The organism is Paraburkholderia phenoliruptrix, from assembly GCF_902859825.1.
In the GTDB taxonomy this organism is placed as follows: domain Bacteria; phylum Pseudomonadota; class Gammaproteobacteria; order Burkholderiales; family Burkholderiaceae; genus Paraburkholderia; species Paraburkholderia phenoliruptrix.
The window spans coordinates 432,855-450,522 of sequence record NZ_CADIKB010000001.1; the positions used below are offsets into that span (position 1 = coordinate 432,855).

Below are 17,668 nucleotides of genomic sequence, written 5' to 3' on the forward strand. Positions count from 1 at the left end.
CATGAAACCCAGGCTTGTGATTGTCGGCGCGTCGTACGCGGGGCTGCAACTCGCGGCATCCGCGAGAGAGTCGGGTCACGACGGCGATATCGTGTTGATCGGCGACGAACCTCACGCGCCCTATCAGCGTCCGCCGTTATCCAAAGGTTTTCTGACGGGCAGCTTCGCGAAAGAACGTCTGCCGCTGCGTTCGCCAGCGTTTTACGGTGAAATGCAAATTCAGTGGATGCCTTCGACGCGCGCACTGCGCATTAACCGCGAACGCAAAGAGATCGAATTGCATGACGGTGCGCGGCTCGCCTACGACCATCTTGCGCTGACCACAGGGGCGCGTGTGCGCAAGCTCGATTGCAAAGGCGCGTCGCACGATGCTGTTTACTACTTGCGCGATCTGCGTGATGCCAGACGCCTCGTTGAGCGCACGCAAACCGCGCGGCGTGCGGTCGTGGTGGGTGGCGGATACATCGGCCTCGAAGCAGCTGCATCGCTACGTCAGAAGGGCCTCGACGTCACGGTCGTCGAGACCGAGGCGCGCGTGCTTGCCCGCGTTGCTTCGCCATCTATCTCCGTCGTCATGCAGCGCGCTCACACGAGGCACGGCGTGTCGCTTGCGCTGGGACGGAAAGTAGTCGCTATTCACGATGTAGCAGACGGCGTCGCCGTCGAGCTGGATGACGGTGCGCGGTTGTCGTGCGATCTCGTCGTGGTCGGCATTGGCGTGCTGCCGAATACAGAGCTGGCTGCGGGCTGCGGATTGGAGGTGGCGGGCGGCATCGTCGTGGATGCGTGTGCGCGCACCAGTGACCCGTCGATCGTCGCCGCCGGCGATTGTGCGGCTTTTGTGCCGTACTGGGCGCCGGCTGGCAGCGCCGCCTGCCGCATCGAGTCGGTGCAGAACGCAAACGATATGGCGAGGACAGCGGCCGCTTCGGTCCTCGGGCGATCCGAGCCCTACCGCGCGGTGCCCTGGTTCTGGTCGGATCAATACGATCTGAAGCTGCAAATGGCCGGTGTCAATACGGGGTTCACCGATTTCGCGGTGCGCGGCTCTATCGACGAAGGCAAGTTTTCGCTGTTCTACTTTCGCGACGACACGCTCGTCGCTGTGGACAGCATTAACCGGCCACAAGACCATATGCTCGCACGCAAGCTGCTCTCAGCCGGTACGCGGCTAAGCGTGGAAGACCTCGCCGACCCTGGGTTCGACCTCAAGGCATTCGCGAACCGCGACGTCGGCGTCGCGCATGGAGCGGCATCATGAGAGCGGGTGAGAGCCATGTCCGCTAACCGGATCGACCTCAATTTGCTGCGCGTGTTCGACGCGGTATTCGAGGACCGCAACCTCGCACTGGCGGGCAAGCGTCTGAACCTGAGCCAGTCAGCCATCAGCCATGCGCTCGCGCGCATGCGTGAGGTAGTCGGGGACGATCTGTTCGTGCGCACCGCGAGAGGAATGGAGCCGACCGTGCGCGCGCTGCGCATGGCAGGCCAGGTGCGCGGCGCGCTACAGCAGATTGTGGCCGCGTTGGGTGTGGATGACTTCGATCCGCAGGTCGCGCAACGCAAGTTTGTCGTGGCTGCGAACGACTACATCACGTCCCTCGTATTGGGGCGGCTGAGTCAGCGCCTATGCGCGGAGGCGCCGCTCGCGGACCTGGTCGTGCGGCCGTCTACGCGGCTCGATCTGGCAGGTCAGATTGACGTAGGCCGAATTGATATTGCAATCGGCATCTTCGCGGACGTACCAGCGCGCTTTCGCTCGATGGCGTTGTGGGAGCAGACAGACGTACTGCTGGTGAACCGCGACCATCCGATTGCCGAGCGGCCGGTTACGCAGCAAGATCTTCTCGCGTATCCACTCGTGGCGATCTCGCAAGGCGGCTCGGAAGAGGGCGCCGTAAGCGGCTTTATTGTCGAACGTGGCCTGGCGCGGCAATCGGAGATGTTCGATCGCGATGCGCTCAACCGGGCGTTCGCCGACACGCCCGACATGCCGCGCATGCGCATGTCCGTCGCGCACTCGCTTGCGATTCCCGCACTGCTTCGCCATAGCGAGATGCTCGCACTGGTTCCGTCGTCGCTCGCTCGGGAACTCGAACGTTATGGCGAACTGAAGATGTGCGCAACGCCCTATGAATGTCCCAACGTGACGGTGCGGGCCGTATGGCATGAGCGCAATGACGCGGATCCAGCGCTGCAATGGCTGAGACAACAGCTTGCGGATGTCGCGCGACAGGTTCGTGCTGGCTGAACCCATTCGTTCAAGATACCTATGCAAACAATTCACGGCTCGCGAGCCGGCGAGCAGTGCTGTGTCAACATCGCCGAGACCCTGCAAAGCGCGGCCTTTTTTTACGCAACGCGCACGCATCGCGCGAACGAATCGGCGATGCGCGTGCTTGCTCATTGCCCCCTTTGCGCGATTTGCCGGGTTGTAGAGGTGTTTTGGCGATCCTAAGCTTGGTCCCCGTCGATACCTGCCATCTCATCAGGTATCGGCATTCTGGCGAACCGCGAGAGCGGATGGCTTTTCAATCAAACCGGCAAGCGTCACAACGAGCGGGCCGCGCCGGCAGTTCAATCTCCGCGAGGACGCAATAGAAGAGACAAGACCAGTCGATGTACAAGTGCTCATCAACGAGCATCCCTTTTCGCCGTTTCAGCGGCTCATCTTTGCAATGTGCTTACTGATCGTGCTGATGGACGGATTCGATACCGCCGCGATCGGTTTTATCGCACCTTCGCTACTGCAGGAATGGCACATCGGCAAAGCAGCGCTCGCCCCGGTGCTCAGTGCGGCACTGTTCGGTCTCGCGTGCGGCGCTGGTTTCCGCGCTGTTTCCGCTTGGCGGCGTAGGCACAGTGCTATGCGGGATGCTGATGGACCGCTTCAACCCCAATCGCGTCGTAGCCGCTGCCTATGCGCTCGGCGCGGTCAGTGTGTACGCGATCGGCCAGGCGGTCGGCAATCTCGGGCTGCTGATGTGCGCGGTGTTCGTCGCGGGCGCGTTAGTGAATACGGCACAGGCGTCGATGCCAGCGCTCGCCGCGGCCTTTTATCCCACAGCGGGGCGCGGGACAGGCGTTGCATGGATGCTCGGTGTCGGGCGCTTCGGCGGAATTGCCGGTTCGTTTCTTGTCGCGGAGTTGTCCCGACAGCAAGTCGGCCTGGAAAGCATCTTTACGGTGGTCGCCATAGCGGGCGCGGTGTCGTGCGTCGCGTTACTGATCAAGCAGGCGACGAGTTCGAGCACGGCCGCAGTGGAATCATCGGAGCGTGAATCGCTTTTACATTGACGGCGGACGGTGAGCGGGAACAAACAGGCGAGCCTCCAGCGAGGCTCGCTTTACTTTATTTCGCCGGCGCATCGTAGTTGTACGAGATGCGGCCTGCCGGCAGGAAAAATAGCGCAATCACTGCGCCGCCTTTCGCCTCGGGATAGTGATGACTGCCCGGCGCGGGCGCCGTCCAACCGCCATAGCACCAGCCGTTCGGCCCGGCGAGTGCGGCGCCTTCGTCGACTGGCACGACCATATTGAACTCGCCATACGGGTGAGCATGATAGTCGCCGCGGAAGCTGTTCTCCGGATTGTTTTGCGTGTTGCCGGTGCTATCCATCAGCACTGCGGTGATGCTGAAGAAGAAAGTAGCCGCGCAAGGATCGACGAGTCGAGCGCGCCGATATCGGGGGCCCGCGATTTCGACGTCGGCGGCCCAACCCTCTTGCACGCCGATCTTGATCAGTCGCGCAAGGTCCTTATACAAATCGCTATCGACCCCATACTTCGAGTTCAGCCATTGCTCGACTTCCGTATTCGTCGTCATGTCTTTCACTTCCTCAAGAAACGGCAGACAGCGCGCGACGAGTTGATCCTTATTGCTGATGGTTGCAGTTTGCGACATTCCAGTTTCTCCTTGAAATGCATGCCGCGTTCACGATGCCATAGGGGAGACGGCTAATAAAGCGAACTTTCTGCAACGCCGGATTGCACGGGATTCATATGAGGCTGAGTGTCTTAAACGTCGTGCGTGAGGCGCGGAACCCATCGATTCACATTGTTCAATATTGGATTGAAGACATTTCAGCGCAGAACTGGAATTGAGGCGTCCTTGGCGGATGTTCGTTTTTTTCATCTGAGATTTTTTGAGTGTTTTGGACCATTGAGAGAAAACCTGGCTTGCCTGCTCCAATCGGAGAAGGATTTGCCCGACGCATTTTTCCTCTTCATTGCGGACGGCCTCTCGCTTTAGGGGTTTCCCCGTTGTCGTGTTCACTGACCGACCTTAATCTCGCCGCCATGCATTCGTGACGAGCAGCTTCGTCATTCAAACATACGAGACGCGGTCGAGGAGACTTCATGAAATGTGGCAGGTCGGCGATATTGGCGGCGGGACTGTTCAGCGCTTCGGCATGTGCACAAAGCAGCGTGACGCTCTACGGCGTGTTGGATACGGGCGTCGAATACGTGTCCCACGCGAATGCTGCAGGAGGCTATGTCGTGCGCATGCCGGGCATCACCGGGGAATTGCCGTCGCGCTGGGGGATGCGTGGTTCTGAAGACTTCGGCAGTGGACTGAAGGCGTCTTTCGTTCTTGAAAGCGGCTTCAACATGCGTGGCGGCGACTCGGGGCAGGGCGGCCGCCTGTTCGGACGACAGGCGTGGGTGGGACTGGAAGGGCCATGGGGTGCGCTGAGTTTCGGCCGCCAGTACACGATGACGTACTGGGCGATCTCCGATGCGGACATTCTCGGTCCCGACATCTATGGCATCGGCGCACTTGACGCGTATATACCGAACGCCAGAAGCGACAACACCATCGTCTACAAGGGCAAGTTCCACGGCTTAACGGTCGGGGCGTCATGGTCGTTTGGACGCGACAGCACGGGCACGGGCAATTCACCCGGGCAAGGCACTTGCGCGGGTCAGGTGCCCGGCGACGTCAACCAGTGCCGGCAATGGAGCGCGATGCTCAAGTACGACGGCACCTACTTTGGCGTCGCGACCGCGTATGACGAGCAGCGTGGCGGCACCAATGCGGCCGCCAGCTTCTTTGACGGCGTAGTGCCATTCAAGACGTCTTCTAGTGGCGATAAGGACGCACGTCTTCAGGCAAATGGCTATGTGAATGTTGCGGGTGTAAAGCTCGGCGCCGGATGGTTAAGTCGTCGCGTGGAAAGCAATGCGCCCGGCGGCGACGTGCACTCAGATCTTTTCTTTATTGGGGCGCAGTACTACGTGACCCCCGCATTTGCGCTTGATGGAGAGGCGTATCGCGTGCTCGTCGAGCAGCACAATGCACGCGCAACCATGGCGAGCATGCGGGCAACTTACTTCCTGTCGAAGAGGACAGCGGTATACGGCAATGTCGCTTATCTGTGGAACAGCGCGCACGCCCGCTATTCGGTCAGCGCGGGCGGCGGCGGGACGACGCCTGCGCCGGGCGTCGGACAGCTCGCAGCAATCGTGGGTATGCGGCACACGTTCTGATCCGGTGCAGTACCTCAACTTTTCACGGTATCGCGATGTGTTCAGTTGCGATGCCTTTTACGAGTGCGGATTCGCATCCATTTATGCAGCCGCCACGCGCTTCGTTATCTGCAAGTGGTGTGGGCGGCACTCTATCAATTGGCATTGACCTATGAGAACCGACCGTAACACCAACCCTGACGCGCGTGTGGTTGACTCGGTGATTCGATCACGCCGGGCCGTCAGGGCTTTTAGACCCGATCCAATTGCGCGACACGTCATTGACCAGATTCTTGAAGTGGCAAGCTATGCGCCGAGCAATTCGAACACGCAGCCCTGGCGGGTCGATGTTCTCGCCGGGCCGGCAAAGTCCGCTTTGAGCGATGTTCTGAAGCAGGCGCACGAAGAGAATCGCCACCCTCCGCTCACGCACATGCCCGAGGTTTTGCCGGAAGCGATGAGAAGAAGGCAGGAAGCATTTGGCGCCGCATATTACGGTGTGCTCGGTGTGCCCAAGCACGATGTACAACAGCGTGCCCGTGTGACTGCGAGAAACTTCGATTTCTTTGGCGCGCCTGTGGGCCTGATCTTTTCAATCGATTCAGCGCTGACAAAGTTCAGCTGGCTGGATTACGGCATCTTTATACAGACCGTCATGGTGGCAGCACAAGCGGTAAGTCTCGACACGTGTCCGCAGGTTTCGTTTGCGAGATTCCAGAAGGTGATTGCGGAACACCTGGCGCTTCCTGCGAACTATGAAGTGGTGTGTGGAATGAGTATGGGATTGTCTGACTGCAACTCCCCAGTCAGCCGTCTGGAAACCGGACGCGAACCCGTTGAGAACTTCGCGCGGTTTCTCGGGTTCGACTCGTAGCTGTTCGTCTGGTGTCGTCGCGCATTCGCCTCGGATGAGGACGGTGGCCTCTGCATACGAGAGGCTGCAGGCGCGCAAATTGGTTCAGCGGGCCACATGGTCAATCTGGTCACAAGCGATCAATCGTCAACACCGAAATGCATGGCATGCAACCCACCATGAATTGAAAAGCAGCCTCTGCAGCGTGACCACATGCTGCGTCCTGCTTGTAAGCCTGCCAGGCCCGCACAAGCCGGCCTTGGCAGAAAACACTGTTTCGTTGGCCGTGTTCCGGGCATCAATCGAATTGAAAGTCGGCTGTCGCAGTCCGATACTTGGCTTGTGGTTTTGCTCTGTCGAAGTACTCGGCAATAGACACACCGGCTGGACAAACGCAGTGAAAGACTCGCAATCCGAACTCCGGGGCAGGCATGTCCCGATTCTCAACATAGCTTGCTGAGCCGCTCATAAGACGCGCGGTTCGACCAGGCAGATATTGGAGCAACGAACATGACGACCATCGCAGGAATCAAGATCCCCGATAGCAAACTGGCGCGTGCGGCCACCGAACTCGTTCGCGACACGGAGTCGGATCTGCTTTTCCACCACTCGACTCGCGTGTTTCTTTTCGGCGCTCTCACCGGTGAGCGCAAGCAATTGAAGTATGACCCGGAGCTTCTGTACATCGGCGCCATGTTCCACGACATGGGGCTTACCGAACAATTCAGGACGTCACAGAACCGCTTCGAGGTGGACAGCGCGAATGCAGCGCGTCGGTTCCTCGAGCAGCACAGTATTCCCGAGGGAGATGTCGACCTCGTGTGGGACGCGATTGCGTTGCATACCACGCCGGGTATTCCGCCATTCAAGAAGCCGGTGGTTCAACTGGTGACGGCAGGCGTCGAGATGGACGTGCTCGGCTTTGCATTTGACGAATTCACCGAGGAACAGCGCAAGGTAGTGGTTGCTGCTCACCCTCGCGGGGAGAACTTCAAGGAGCAGATCATCAACGCCTTTAACGATGGAATGAAGCACCGGCCGGACTCGACCTTTGGCACTGTCAACGACGACGTGCTTGCGCTGAAGGACGTGGGTTTCCGTCGGAAGAACTTCTGCAGCATCATTCTCGGGAATGCGTGGAACGACTCGAATTACGCGTGCACTTGCAACGATCCGGCACATAAGCACGGTTGAACACGCATGCATGACTAACGCGTAGCGCAAGCTTCAAAGCCAAAGAGCCGGCGAGGCGTGTCCCACAACACTCGTCGGCAGGCGATCACCGAGTTATCGGTTGCCTTGATAACATAGAAGATCAAGCGTTGATACAGAGTCGTGCCGCCGGTAACGGGCAAGGACGACACAGCTGCATCTACCGGAGTAAGTCCTTCCGGAAGCCAGGCAAGGACGGTACTCGTGATGCAGCTACCGTCATCCCCGGGTGGAGGTCACCCGGTGTGTCGCCGGATCAATTGGCGCAGCGACACCGCGTGCAACAGGATCGACGCTGGCACGACGAACGCGGGAGTCAACACGGCCGGATAAGCGCCGGCACCGATGCTCGGCATGCTCGGAACCATCACCTGCAATGGTCCAGGTGAAGTGATTATCCCCAAAGTAATCGCGACGGCGAAGTCGGCGAGGCCGTACAGGTTCCAGACGATCGCTGCCTTGCGCCCTTGAGCCGCACCGCTCGCCACGGCGATCGCCGCTGGCACGGCGAACACGCCGGTCAACACATCGCCGATTCCCGCCGGCAACGCGAACACGCCCGGCAGCAAGCCGTGCAGCCACGCAGCGAGCGCCCAACTGCCGAATACGCGGTAGAGCTGAAGAGCGACAAGCCAACTTGCCGGCATCGCGTCCAGCATCGACCCGACCCGCTTTGACAATAGCAGCAGCGGCGCGCCGATCATCACCGGCACGAAGATCGCTAACGGCAAAATCGGCAATGGCGACGCGCCCGCGCGGAAAGCGCCGTTGATCGCCGCGCTCCATGCAACAGCGAACCAGAGCGTGTCCGGGACCATGATCGCCAGCCATGTCGTACGGCGTTGGCCGGGCGTCAAATCGGTGCTTTCGAGGCCGAGCCACAAACCAACTGCGATCAACGCGTGGGCCGTCAACTGGTGAGCCGTGGTCGGAACGCCGCTCGCCGGGATTGCCGGCTGCCAATAGATCAACACGATCCACAGCGCCACGAACAGGATGACCCAAAGCAGACTGCGCCGCGCGTGACCACGGAGGACGATATCGACGGGGGCGGGGACGGTGGTCATCAGCGGTGCTCCAGGTGATTTGCAGCCTTCGGAGATGCGTTCTCGAACACCGCTGTCAATACGCCGAGCCGGCCTTCCATGAGATTTCGGCCCAGGTTCTTCGTGAGCTCGGCGAAGTCCGGCCCAATCACCACGCCGAGATGGGGCGAGGGCGGTGGCCCTGACGCACGCAACTGGGCGAACCAGGCCTTTGCGGTCTCGCTGTCGTCCTGCAATGACAGCGTGCGGAACCCGGCGTGTTCGATCGCCGCGCGCGTTGCCTCGACCGTGAGGAGAAAACTCGTCGTGGGCGTGCGCGCCCAGGGAACGGGATAGAGCGGTTCGCCGCCGTTTGCGACGACGTCGAACGTCGCGAACCTGCCGCCCGGCTTCAGCACGCGTTGGATCTCCCGGTAAAGCCGTGTGCGCTCGGCGATGTTCATTGCGACGTGCTGCATGAATACGGCGTCGAAATGGTCGTCGGCAAACGGAATATCGAGCGCGCTGGCAACACGGAACGACACCTGCTCGCTCTGCTCGGTGCGCTGAGTAAGATAGCGTGCGGCATCCACGAACGGCTCGCTGATGTCGATACCCGTCACCCGGCAGCCATAGGTTGCAGCGAGAAAACGGGCCGGCCCGCCAACCCCCGAACCGACGTCCAGCACGGACATTGCAGCGGTGATGCCAGCCGATCCGGCAAGCTCGGCGGTCGCAGCAAGCCCACGGGTGTGAAACTGGTCGAGACCCGCGAGTTGGAACGGTGTGAGCGGCTGATCCTCCGGTCCGAACGCCGTGAGCGTACTCTTCAGCCGCTCGGTCAGTCCCGTCGCGCGATAGTGATCGCGCACGCCATCAAGTGCATCTTTCATTGCAAGATTCCTCCAGGGGCCTGGCAGATTGTCGAGAGCTTGCGAGCGGGCATTGCCACTACTTTCCGCTCACGGACATAGGTGTACCATCGTCTATCGCGAGCGACTATTCATCACAATGTTGACGGGTCATGAAGCAGATCTTCACAGTCAGGCAGGGCGCACTCGATGGCGTTGAGGCGTTCCTGTGCGTTGCCCGGCATCGCAGTTTTCGCAGGGCGGCCGCGGAACTCGGCGTGACGCCGTCGGCGATCAGCCAGGCGGTGCGTGTGCTGGAAGAGCGCATCGGCGCAGCGCTCTTCGTCCGCACCACGCGTAGCGTAGGCCTGACCGAGGCTGGCCAACAATTTCTTTCGCGCGCAAAGCCTGCCTTCGAGGAGCTCGTCGCCGCCAGCGACGCTGCACGCGATCTCGGCCAACGGCCCCGCGGACTGTTGCGTCTTTCAGTGCCGCGTGCGGTGGTGCCACTCCTGCTTGATCCCCTGATTGCATCGTTCCACGAGGCTTATCCCGAGGTCCAAGTGGAGATCGCCGCAAGCAACCAGCTCATTGATCTCGCGAGCGAAGGGTTCGATGCTGGTATCCGGCTGGGTCAGTTCGTCGAAGCGGACATGGTCGCGCTCCCGTTGACGCCACCGCTGCGTTTGGTCGTCGTTGGGAGTCCAGCTTACTTCACGGGGCGCAGCCGACCCGAGCACACGGATGATCTCCGGCAGCATGCCTGTTTGCGATGGCGCAAATCCAGCGGTGCGCTCGCGCCATGGTCGTTCAACAATGACGGCAACGCAGTCGAGATCGCCGTAAGCGGCCCTTTCATCGCCCACGATTTTCCCACCATGCTGGGTGCGGCAATGGAAGGTATAGGCCTTGCACAGTTACCCGAGCCGATGGTCGCCGAAGGGCTGCAAAGCGGAAAACTGATAGAAGTGCTAAAGCCGTTAGCGCCGGTGATACCGGGCGTGTTTCTGTACTATCCAAGCCGCCGGCAGCTAATGCCGAAGCTGCGCGCGTTCATCGATCATGTGAAAAGCCGTGAGGCGGTTCACGGCAAAGGCCCGCATAACAAATGACGGTTGTGCACCATAACGTTCAGGACAAACAGGTAAGCCCGGGGCACATCAAAAGTCCATCATCGTCCGGACGCCACGGTCCGTGGAAAAAGCTAGGATAGAAGCTGCGGGTTCCTTGGGCGCCAGAGAGCATCTACCTGCGCGGACCGATATGAAATCGCGCGCAGCGCCAGCGCAAGGAATCAAGGAATTCACGAGTTACGGGGCCGACCAATCAAGCAACGTCCGTCTCCTTGCCAAGCCCTTCGAAAAATGGCTCCGCGATCTCCGCGTACAGCGCAAGCGTCAAGGCATTGACGGGCGACCGGTCGAGCGTGACGACCGCCTGTCGCCGTCACTGCGCAACGCCCGGTTGGTTTCTGCGAGGTGCGCTACAGACTCCAGAATCGTGGCTAACGCAGAGTCTCCGATAAGTTCAAGATGTCTGTCGTTGCCTGATTCGTTGACGTCGAGTGAGGCGCTGACGTTTAGCACCGTCCCAGCGCGTCTCGCCCATGTGCGGCACCTGGACGATCCGACCATCGATACAACGCGACAACCACAAGTCCCACCACTGCCAGAGCCACGCCGGCGTACACCGTCGTAAGGGCGCTCACACCGGAGATGGTCAGTCCGCCGAGGAAGGACCCGCCAGAAATGCCGAGGTTAAACGCGGCGACGTTGAGCCCTGCCGCCGTACCGACCGCCTCGGGCGCCACGCGTCGAGCTACGAGCACGACAGTCGCCTCGCCCATGGCAGCCACTACCAGGAACGGCAGCCGCCAGTTCATCAGATCGCCAAGCCATGTCCCGCCGGGGACGCCGGTCACCATCGCGACCGTCAGGCCGCTTACCATGATCGCCACGGCCCTGCCTGACTTTTGCGTCGGCACGAGTGCCATGGCAACGGTTGTCCCGAGGCCGAAGAATACGCCGTGTGCGACCGCCATGACGATCCGGATCGTGAGCAGCGCCGCGAAGGCTGTCGAAAGTCCCGCCCCCAGATTGCACAGCGTGAAGAAGCTCATCAGCGCTAGCAGCAATGCGCGGCGCGGCAAGCGCGCGGTCAAGGCTGACACTACAGGCGTGCCGACCGTAATGGCCAGCGCGTAGAAACTCACCAGCAAACCGGCCGTCGACACGGAGATGCCGAATGCTCTTCCAATGTCAGGCAACAAGCCGACGATGACGAATTCTGTCGTTCCTATTGCGAACGCGGCGCACGCGAGAGAAAACAGTGCTGCGCGCATGATGAGCTCCTCGATAAAATCATTCCGGTTGCTTCGCCGTGATTGGCGCGGACGAATCAGAGCCCCTCTCGCCCGCCCGCGCTCAGCCACGACAACACCGCCTTTCAGAAGTCCTGAACGGTGGGACGAATCACGATTTCATTGACGTCGACAGACCTGGGCTGCTCGATTGCGTAAGCGATGGCTTGCGCGATGGCGTCGGCGGGAATAGCCATCTTGTAGAAGTCGACGACAAAATTGCGGCTGTCGTCATGGCCCGAACCGAACTTCAGCTCCGTGTCAATTGCGCCCGGTGAAATGACGGTCGTGCGAATGTTGCCGCCCACTTCGTGCCGCAGACCTTCGGAGATCGCGCGCACCGCGAACTTCGTTCCCGAATACACCGTGCCTCCAGGGCTGAAGACCTTCAGACCCACGACGGACGCGATGTTGACGAAGTGACCCGACTGCTGCTTTTCGAATACCGGCAACGCCGCGGCGACACCGTACAAGAGGCCCTTGACGTTGATGTCGATCATCCGGTCCCATTCGTCGGTCTTGCGCAGTGACAGCGGCGCGATTGCCATCAGACCAGCATTGTTCACCATGACGTCGAGGCGCCCATGTTGCGACACGACGTCGCTGATCAGGCGGTTGACCTGCTCCTGGTCTGTCACGTCGACCTGATGGACCGATACTCGCCCGCCTTTCGCGAGGATTTCCGCGGCGACGCGTTGCAACTTGTCGAGGCGGCGAGCGGCCAGAGCGACGGTCGCGCCCGTCGACGCAAGACGTTTCGCGGTGGCTTCACCAATTCCGCTCGAAGCACCCGTAATGACGACGACTTTGTTTGCCATGATTTCTCTCCAAAAAGTTGAACTGTGTGAAGAGAAGTGTCGTCCCGATGAGCATTTTTGATTAGACTGGAATGTCTGGAATGTCTTTTCCACTCCTGCAAAAATCGTTAACGAGCCGCACATGACCCAACTAGCCGACCTGAACGACATTGCCGTCTTTGTGCGTGTAGCGCAGTTCGAGAGCTTCAGCCGGGCCGCGCGTGCGCTCGGCATGCCTGTCTCGACCGTCAGCCGCAAGGTGAGCGCGCTCGAGGAACGGCTCGGCGTAACGCTGTTGCAGCGCACGACGCGCAAGCTCAGTCTGACGTCGCAGGGTCGGGCCTACTTCGATCAATGCGGTGAGCCGCTGAGTCACCTGTACGACGCGGAGCGTGTCATCACCCAGACGCAGAAGCAGCCGGAGGGCGTGCTACGCATCTCCGGTCCTGTGATGCTCGAACAGGAGCCGTTCTATGCCTTCCTGTCGGCATTTCTGAAAGACTATCCGCAGATCCAGGTAGATCTGTATTTCACGAACGCGTTCCTCGACCTGATCGCCGAAAACGTCGACGTTGCGATTCGTTTTGGTGAATTGCAGGATTCGAGCCTCGTCGCGCAGCGCGTGGGAAGGAGCGTGCGGCAGCTCGTGGTGTCGGCCGACTATGCGCGCGAGCACACGCTTCCCTCGCGGCCCGACGAGCTGAGCCAGCATCCCTGCGTGCTGATCAACGCCCGCAACAACGAGACGGAATGGCAACTGGTCAGCGGCCGTAAAGCGGCCAGGGTACACGTGAGCGGCCCTGTCGCTGCCCGCGACTTTCACGTCGTCAATGCATTCGCACTTCGCGGGCACGGCATCGCGCTGCTTCCGTCGAGCTATTGCAATCCGCATATCGCGAGCGGAGAGCTCGTCCGTGTGCTGCCCGAGTGGTCGTCACCCGAGATATTCGTGCATGCCGTTTATCCGACGCGGCGCTTCATGCCGTCGAAGTTGAAGGCGTTTCTCGATGCGCTGAAAGCGTGGGAGGGACCGCTTTGGCTTCCGCTGCGCTGAAGCCAAAGCGATCTGGTACTAACGCCAGCCAAGCGCAGGAGCAACGTGCGTAAGGATCGATTCGATCACGTGGGCGCAGTACTCCACGCCGAGCTGATTCGGCACGGTCAACAGTAGCGTGTCGGCTTCCGCAATGGCCTCGTCGGTTGCGAGTTGCGTGACGAGCACGTCCGGCTCTGCCGCATAACGGCGGCCGAAGATCGTCCTGATGTTGCCGTCCAGCAGTCCGATCGTGTCGTCGCTGTTCGCGTCGCGTCCAAAGTACATACGGTCGCGATCGTTCATCAACGCGAAGATGCGGCGACTGACCGACACGCGCGGCACGCGCGCGTGACCTGCCTCCTTCCACGCCTGCCGGTATGTGCGAATCTGCTCCGCCTGCTGGACATGAAGGGGGCGTGGATTGCAGCAGGACATCGGATGCCGAACGCGCAAGCGAATGCGACGAAGCAGACCAGTGGCCAAACGATAGAAAACCGATTTTTTTCATGTCAGTGTCGCGCGCAAGCCTGAAAGGCGATGAGCGTATGTTGCCCGAGTCGGGCAGACGCCGCTTGAACGTGCGCCGTCTGCCCGTTCCTTCTTCGCGGATCAGGAGGGGAAATCAGTGGACGCGGCAAGCGCCTTCCAGGTTTCCGTTTCGGCAGTCACGTACGCGTTTTTTTCCGCGAGCGCCTTGAGCGTGTCCGTGCCGAGCGGCAAACGTAGCGGCGGCGTCTGTGCATCGACGAGCCTGACCATCGCGGTTGCCAGTTTTGCGGGGTCGCCTGGCTGATTATGATTGATCTCGCCTGCGAGGTGCCGCAGTTTGCCCGACGTGTCTTCATAGTCGCCGATGATCGTCTTGCCGACGACTAGCGACGACGCATCCAGAAAGTCAGTGCGAAAGAATCCGGGTTCGATCATCGTTGCATGAATGCCGAGCGGCTTGAGTTCGGCATGCAGTGCTTCGGTGATGCCTTCCACAGCGAATTTGGTCGAGCTATAGACGCCGACGCCTGCCGCCGCCTGATAACCGACGATAGACGACGTGTTGATCACATGACCCGAACGCTGCTTGCGCATCACCGGCAGCACGGCACGTGTGACGTTGAGCAAGCCAAATACGTTTGTCTCATAGATGCGCCGAACCTCGGCATCGCCCGATTCCTCGATGGCCGCGAGCAAACCGAAGCCCGCATTGTTCACCAGCACATCGATGCGGCCGAACCTGTCGATCGCGGCTTCGACGGCCACCTTCGCCTGTGCCTCGTTTGTCACGTCGAGTGACACAGTGAGCAAAGCGGGCGACTCTCCTAAGCGCTCGGTGATCGTGGCAGCGTTGCGGCCGGTGGCGACCACAGCGTTGCCGTCGTCAAGAGCGGCTTGCGCAATCAGTGCGCCCAGACCGCGCGAGGCGCCGGTGATGAACCACACGCGTTTGAACTGCTGGTTTGTGACGTTGTTCATGGCACTTCTCCTTGGTTCATGATGAATGTGAAACCAACTGCATGGAGAGTAGTGTCGGCGTGACAGGGATGTCTGATTAGACGGGTATGGATGGAATGACTTTTCCATCTGCGGAAAAGTCTCGACAGTGAACGCAGAGTGCGCAGTGCTGGGGGGCGATTGACTGAGGGCTTACGAGCGGCCGCTGTTCGACCCTGAGTCGCCTTTCGAACGCCCGACAGCGCGACGGCTGCTTCAGGGGCGCACACTGTCGTCTGTTGTATGGCAATGCCTCGAAGGACCGGGCGAATGGTCTAAACTGCAGAATCGACGGATAGGGCACTCACGCCCGGCTATCCTGCCATGGTGCGCATCTTCTTCGCTGCTTCGATTCAACGGCATATCGCAACGCCCGAGCGAGAGATCGACGCGCGCACGCTCGGCGAAGCACTGGAAGCCGTCTTCGCCGCCCAGCCTCGACTGCGCGGCTATATCCTTGACGACCAGGGATCGCTGCGAAAGCATCTCGCCGTGTTTGTCGACGGTCGGCCGGTGCGCGACCGGCGACATCTGTCCGATGCACTCGGCGAGGAAAGCCGGGTTCACGTCATACAGGCGTTGTCAGGCGGATAAGAAGGTTCCACTTTTACCTCAGGGAGACACCCGACATGAGCGATCGATTGCTTGTCGGCACCCGCAAGGGATTGTTCGTTCTGCAAGGCGACGGCGAGGGCGGCTGGACGCTCGGCGAGCCGCATTTCGTCGGTGAGCCAGTGAGCATGGTGCTGCCTGATCCCCGCGACGGTTCCCTGTATGCCGCGCTCAATCTCGGCCACTTCGGCGTGAAGCTGCATCGGCGGCGTGCGGGCATGAAGGAGTGGGAAGAGTGCGCGGTCCCCGTCTACCCGCCGCAGCCTGCCGATGAGACGCATACCGGTGACGGCGTGTGCACGAGCCCGGACCATGCAAGTGCGACCGTGCCCTGTCCGCCGGGCCCTGCCTGGACGCTCCAACAGATCTGGTCGTTGGAAACCGGCGGCCCAAACGAGCCGGGGGTCCTGTGGGCTGGCACAATTCCCGGCGGGCTCTTCCGCTCGGACGATGGCGGCGACACATGGGTGCTCAACCGTTCGCTGTGGGATCGCCCCGAGCGCAGAGAATGGTTCGGGGGCGGCTACGACGCGCCTGGCATCCATTCCGTGATGGTTGATCCGCGCGACAGCCGGCACGTGACGATCGGCGTGTCGTGCGGCGGCGTCTGGCAAACCATCGACGGCGGCGCGAGCTGGCGCGTAAGTGCAGAAGGCATGGAGGCCGACTACTTGCCTCCGGAGCGGCGCGGCGATGCCAACGCGCAAGACCCACACCGCGTCGTGCAGTGCGCCGCCAACCCGGAGGTGCTGTGGACGCAGCATCACTGCGCGATATTCCGCTCCACTGACGGCGCGGCGCACTGGCAGCGGATCGAAGCCCAGCCATCGAGCTTCGGCTTCGCGGTTGCCGTGCATCCGCACGAGCCGGATACCGCGTGGTTCGTGCCTGCCGTGAAGGATCAGTGCCGGATCCCGGTGGACGGCCAGTTCGTCGTCACACGCACACGCGACGGCGGCCGCACGTTTGAGCGTTTCTCGAACGGGTTGCCGCCTGCACCGGCGTATGACCTCGTGTATCGGCACGGGCTCGCTGTAGATGACTCCGGCACGCGCCTCGCGATGGCCTCGACTACCGGCGCGCTATGGACGTCCGACGACGGCGGTGAAAGCTGGCATCTGATTTCGGCGCATTTGCCGCCAGCTTATTGCGTCAGGTTCGGATGAGTCGCAACCTTGATGGCAAAGGCTGCGCTTGCACGCACTGCGGCTCTAGCCGTGGTTCTAGCCGTGGTAAGTCTTCGCCGGGAAAGATTCGATACTCGCGGTGATAGGTCCGTACTCGCGGCCAGCATATTCATTACCGGGTTACTTGATCGCCGGGCGGATTTCCGCGGTCAGGCTTATCGCTGCACGCTCAACGTGGGAAGCCAGGGGCCCGTTCAACTGCTCGGCGTGACGGCCGCCAACACGTCGCTCGCTCCGGATGCGGGCGGTGGCACGGTGAGCATCACGCATACCGTGTTGCAGGACGCATTCGTCCAGATCAACGACGCCGCACCGTTTTCGATGACCTTCAGCCAGGCCACGCACCTGAACGTCACGCCCATTGTCCGCAATGGCGTGACGACTTATCAGGCCGGCACGAACGGCTACCCGCGCCTGAGCAGGTCGGCAACCGTGAAGGGCAATACGTTTGTCGACTCGGCGGCCTTCGCTTTCGATCCGTCGGTCTTCGTGCAGAACAACCTGTTCATCAACATGGTCGATGCGCTCGTGCTGATCGACGCGTTCCCGGCCAACGGACAGGCGCCCACCGGCATCGCGCAACGCAACTCGTTTCTCTTCAAAGGATTCACCGAATGTGAATCGCATCGTGATCGAGTCACACGGCACTTATGACGCGTCGACGGTTCATTCGCTACGCGCCGCCGCTGCAGAGTGCCGATCCCGCCACACCGGCGGACCCGCAGAGCGTGACGCCGAATATGTAAGCCTGAGATAGCGCGACCGGAGTGGGGACGTGCTGC

At 60.9% G+C, this 17,668-nt stretch carries 17 protein-coding genes and 1 pseudogene; 11 read left to right on the plus strand and 7 right to left on the minus strand.

The window, feature by feature from the left end:
- Nucleotide 1 precedes the first annotated feature (1 nt).
- The 3 genes and pseudogenes from HV711_RS01995 to HV711_RS02005 all read left to right on the plus strand — a co-directional run.
- Nucleotides 2–1,261, plus strand: a complete 1,260-nt coding sequence (locus HV711_RS01995) for an NAD(P)/FAD-dependent oxidoreductase (RefSeq protein ID WP_175144967.1) — start codon at nucleotides 2–4, stop codon at nucleotides 1,259–1,261.
- 15 nt (nucleotides 1,262–1,276) lie between these two features.
- Entirely contained in the window at nucleotides 1,277–2,251 is a 975-nt protein-coding gene (locus HV711_RS02000; RefSeq protein ID WP_035480326.1) for a LysR family transcriptional regulator, read from the plus strand.
- A gap of 566 nt (nucleotides 2,252–2,817) precedes the next feature.
- Nucleotides 2,818–3,297 (plus strand): annotated as a pseudogene (locus HV711_RS02005) (MFS transporter); the annotation flags it as partial.
- Between the two features lie 55 nt (nucleotides 3,298–3,352).
- On the opposite strand, the gene HV711_RS02010 reads toward HV711_RS02005, so the two are convergent.
- A complete protein-coding gene (locus tag HV711_RS02010) occupies nucleotides 3,353–3,904 on the minus strand; it encodes a 4-hydroxylaminobenzoate lyase (RefSeq protein WP_035480328.1) in 552 nt (183 codons plus the stop codon).
- Nucleotides 3,905–4,359: 455 nt separating this feature from the next.
- Between HV711_RS02010 and HV711_RS02015 the strand changes: the two genes are divergently transcribed.
- The 3 genes from HV711_RS02015 (at nucleotide 4,360) to HV711_RS02025 (ending at nucleotide 7,516) form a co-directional block, all read left to right on the plus strand.
- The gene (locus tag HV711_RS02015; protein WP_013590548.1) at nucleotides 4,360–5,490 is read left to right on the plus strand and encodes a porin; all 1,131 of its coding nucleotides are present in this window, start codon (nucleotides 4,360–4,362) and stop codon (nucleotides 5,488–5,490) included.
- Nucleotides 5,491–5,641: 151 nt separating this feature from the next.
- The gene (locus HV711_RS02020; protein ID WP_035480330.1) at nucleotides 5,642–6,343 is read left to right on the plus strand and encodes a nitroreductase; all 702 of its coding nucleotides are present in this window, start codon (nucleotides 5,642–5,644) and stop codon (nucleotides 6,341–6,343) included.
- 489 nt (nucleotides 6,344–6,832) lie between these two features.
- Nucleotides 6,833–7,516, plus strand: coding sequence for an HD domain-containing protein (locus tag HV711_RS02025; RefSeq protein WP_035480332.1), 684 nt, complete (start codon nucleotides 6,833–6,835; stop codon nucleotides 7,514–7,516).
- Nucleotides 7,517–7,770: 254 nt separating this feature from the next.
- Here HV711_RS02025 and HV711_RS02030 read toward each other — a convergent pair whose 3' ends face one another.
- Both HV711_RS02030 and HV711_RS02035 read right to left on the minus strand, forming a co-directional pair.
- Nucleotides 7,771–8,601, minus strand: a complete 831-nt coding sequence (locus tag HV711_RS02030) for a DUF8737 domain-containing protein (protein WP_035480333.1) — start codon at nucleotides 8,599–8,601, stop codon at nucleotides 7,771–7,773.
- On the minus strand, nucleotides 8,601–9,452 hold the full coding sequence (locus HV711_RS02035; protein ID WP_035480334.1) for a class I SAM-dependent methyltransferase: 852 nt from the start codon (nucleotides 9,450–9,452) through the stop codon (nucleotides 8,601–8,603). The genes HV711_RS02030 and HV711_RS02035 overlap by 1 nt, the downstream gene beginning before the upstream one ends.
- Before the next feature lie 131 nt (nucleotides 9,453–9,583).
- Here HV711_RS02035 and HV711_RS02040 point away from each other — a divergent pair, with 131 nt between their 5' ends.
- Nucleotides 9,584–10,522 (plus strand): LysR family transcriptional regulator, encoded by a 939-nt coding sequence (locus tag HV711_RS02040; protein WP_035480335.1) that lies wholly within the window; start codon nucleotides 9,584–9,586, stop codon nucleotides 10,520–10,522.
- A gap of 467 nt (nucleotides 10,523–10,989) precedes the next feature.
- Here HV711_RS02040 and HV711_RS02045 read toward each other — a convergent pair whose 3' ends face one another.
- Together HV711_RS02045 and HV711_RS02050 are read right to left on the minus strand one after the other, a co-directional pair.
- Nucleotides 10,990–11,751: an MFS transporter gene (locus HV711_RS02045; protein ID WP_035480336.1), complete on the minus strand. Its 762-nt coding sequence runs from the start codon at nucleotides 11,749–11,751 to the stop codon at nucleotides 10,990–10,992.
- A gap of 104 nt (nucleotides 11,752–11,855) precedes the next feature.
- Complete coding sequence (locus HV711_RS02050; protein WP_028360808.1) at nucleotides 11,856–12,587, minus strand: SDR family oxidoreductase; 732 nt, start codon at nucleotides 12,585–12,587, stop codon at nucleotides 11,856–11,858.
- Between the two features lie 121 nt (nucleotides 12,588–12,708).
- On the opposite strand from HV711_RS02050, the gene HV711_RS02055 reads away from it, so the two are divergent.
- Nucleotides 12,709–13,620: a LysR family transcriptional regulator gene (locus tag HV711_RS02055; protein WP_035480337.1), complete on the plus strand. Its 912-nt coding sequence runs from the start codon at nucleotides 12,709–12,711 to the stop codon at nucleotides 13,618–13,620.
- A gap of 18 nt (nucleotides 13,621–13,638) precedes the next feature.
- Here the strand turns inward: HV711_RS02055 and HV711_RS02060 are convergent, their stop codons facing one another.
- Together HV711_RS02060 and HV711_RS02065 are read right to left on the minus strand one after the other, a co-directional pair.
- Nucleotides 13,639–14,037, minus strand: coding sequence for a hypothetical protein (locus HV711_RS02060; protein WP_244142620.1), 399 nt, complete (start codon nucleotides 14,035–14,037; stop codon nucleotides 13,639–13,641).
- Nucleotides 14,038–14,211: 174 nt separating this feature from the next.
- Entirely contained in the window at nucleotides 14,212–15,069 is an 858-nt protein-coding gene (locus tag HV711_RS02065; protein ID WP_035480338.1) for an oxidoreductase, read from the minus strand.
- Nucleotides 15,070–15,411: 342 nt separating this feature from the next.
- On the opposite strand from HV711_RS02065, the gene HV711_RS02070 reads away from it, so the two are divergent.
- The 3 genes from HV711_RS02070 (at nucleotide 15,412) to HV711_RS02080 (ending at nucleotide 17,540) form a co-directional block, all read left to right on the plus strand.
- Entirely contained in the window at nucleotides 15,412–15,681 is a 270-nt protein-coding gene (locus HV711_RS02070; protein ID WP_028360812.1) for a MoaD/ThiS family protein, read from the plus strand.
- 35 nt (nucleotides 15,682–15,716) lie between these two features.
- Nucleotides 15,717–16,865, plus strand: a complete 1,149-nt coding sequence (locus HV711_RS02075; protein WP_013590539.1) for a WD40/YVTN/BNR-like repeat-containing protein — start codon at nucleotides 15,717–15,719, stop codon at nucleotides 16,863–16,865.
- A gap of 195 nt (nucleotides 16,866–17,060) precedes the next feature.
- Entirely contained in the window at nucleotides 17,061–17,540 is a 480-nt protein-coding gene (locus HV711_RS02080; protein ID WP_244142621.1) for a hypothetical protein, read from the plus strand.
- Nucleotides 17,541–17,668: the final 128 nt, after the last annotated feature.

Excerpts from the sequence above, each read along its gene's own strand:
- HV711_RS02015 (WP_013590548.1), top strand. The coding sequence starts at position 4,360 with ATGAAATGTGGCAGGTCGGCGATATTGGCGGCGGGACTGTTCAGCGCT.
- HV711_RS02000 (WP_035480326.1), top strand. The coding sequence starts at position 1,277 with ATGTCCGCTAACCGGATCGACCTCAATTTGCTGCGCGTGTTCGACGCG.
- HV711_RS02040 (WP_035480335.1), top strand. The coding sequence starts at position 9,584 with ATGAAGCAGATCTTCACAGTCAGGCAGGGCGCACTCGATGGCGTTGAG.
- HV711_RS02065 (WP_035480338.1), bottom strand. The coding sequence starts at position 15,069 with ATGAACAACGTCACAAACCAGCAGTTCAAACGCGTGTGGTTCATCACC.
- HV711_RS02025 (WP_035480332.1), top strand. The coding sequence starts at position 6,833 with ATGACGACCATCGCAGGAATCAAGATCCCCGATAGCAAACTGGCGCGT.
- HV711_RS02045 (WP_035480336.1), bottom strand. The coding sequence starts at position 11,751 with ATGCGCGCAGCACTGTTTTCTCTCGCGTGCGCCGCGTTCGCAATAGGA.
- HV711_RS02075 (WP_013590539.1), top strand. The coding sequence starts at position 15,717 with ATGAGCGATCGATTGCTTGTCGGCACCCGCAAGGGATTGTTCGTTCTG.
- HV711_RS01995 (WP_175144967.1), top strand. The coding sequence starts at position 2 with ATGAAACCCAGGCTTGTGATTGTCGGCGCGTCGTACGCGGGGCTGCAA.
- HV711_RS02020 (WP_035480330.1), top strand. The coding sequence starts at position 5,642 with ATGAGAACCGACCGTAACACCAACCCTGACGCGCGTGTGGTTGACTCG.
- HV711_RS02070 (WP_028360812.1), top strand. The coding sequence starts at position 15,412 with ATGGTGCGCATCTTCTTCGCTGCTTCGATTCAACGGCATATCGCAACG.
- HV711_RS02050 (WP_028360808.1), bottom strand. The coding sequence starts at position 12,587 with ATGGCAAACAAAGTCGTCGTCATTACGGGTGCTTCGAGCGGAATTGGT.
- HV711_RS02035 (WP_035480334.1), bottom strand. The coding sequence starts at position 9,452 with ATGAAAGATGCACTTGATGGCGTGCGCGATCACTATCGCGCGACGGGA.
- HV711_RS02055 (WP_035480337.1), top strand. The coding sequence starts at position 12,709 with ATGACCCAACTAGCCGACCTGAACGACATTGCCGTCTTTGTGCGTGTA.
- HV711_RS02030 (WP_035480333.1), bottom strand. The coding sequence starts at position 8,601 with ATGACCACCGTCCCCGCCCCCGTCGATATCGTCCTCCGTGGTCACGCG.
- HV711_RS02010 (WP_035480328.1), bottom strand. The coding sequence starts at position 3,904 with ATGTCGCAAACTGCAACCATCAGCAATAAGGATCAACTCGTCGCGCGC.
- HV711_RS02060 (WP_244142620.1), bottom strand. The coding sequence starts at position 14,037 with ATGTCCTGCTGCAATCCACGCCCCCTTCATGTCCAGCAGGCGGAGCAG.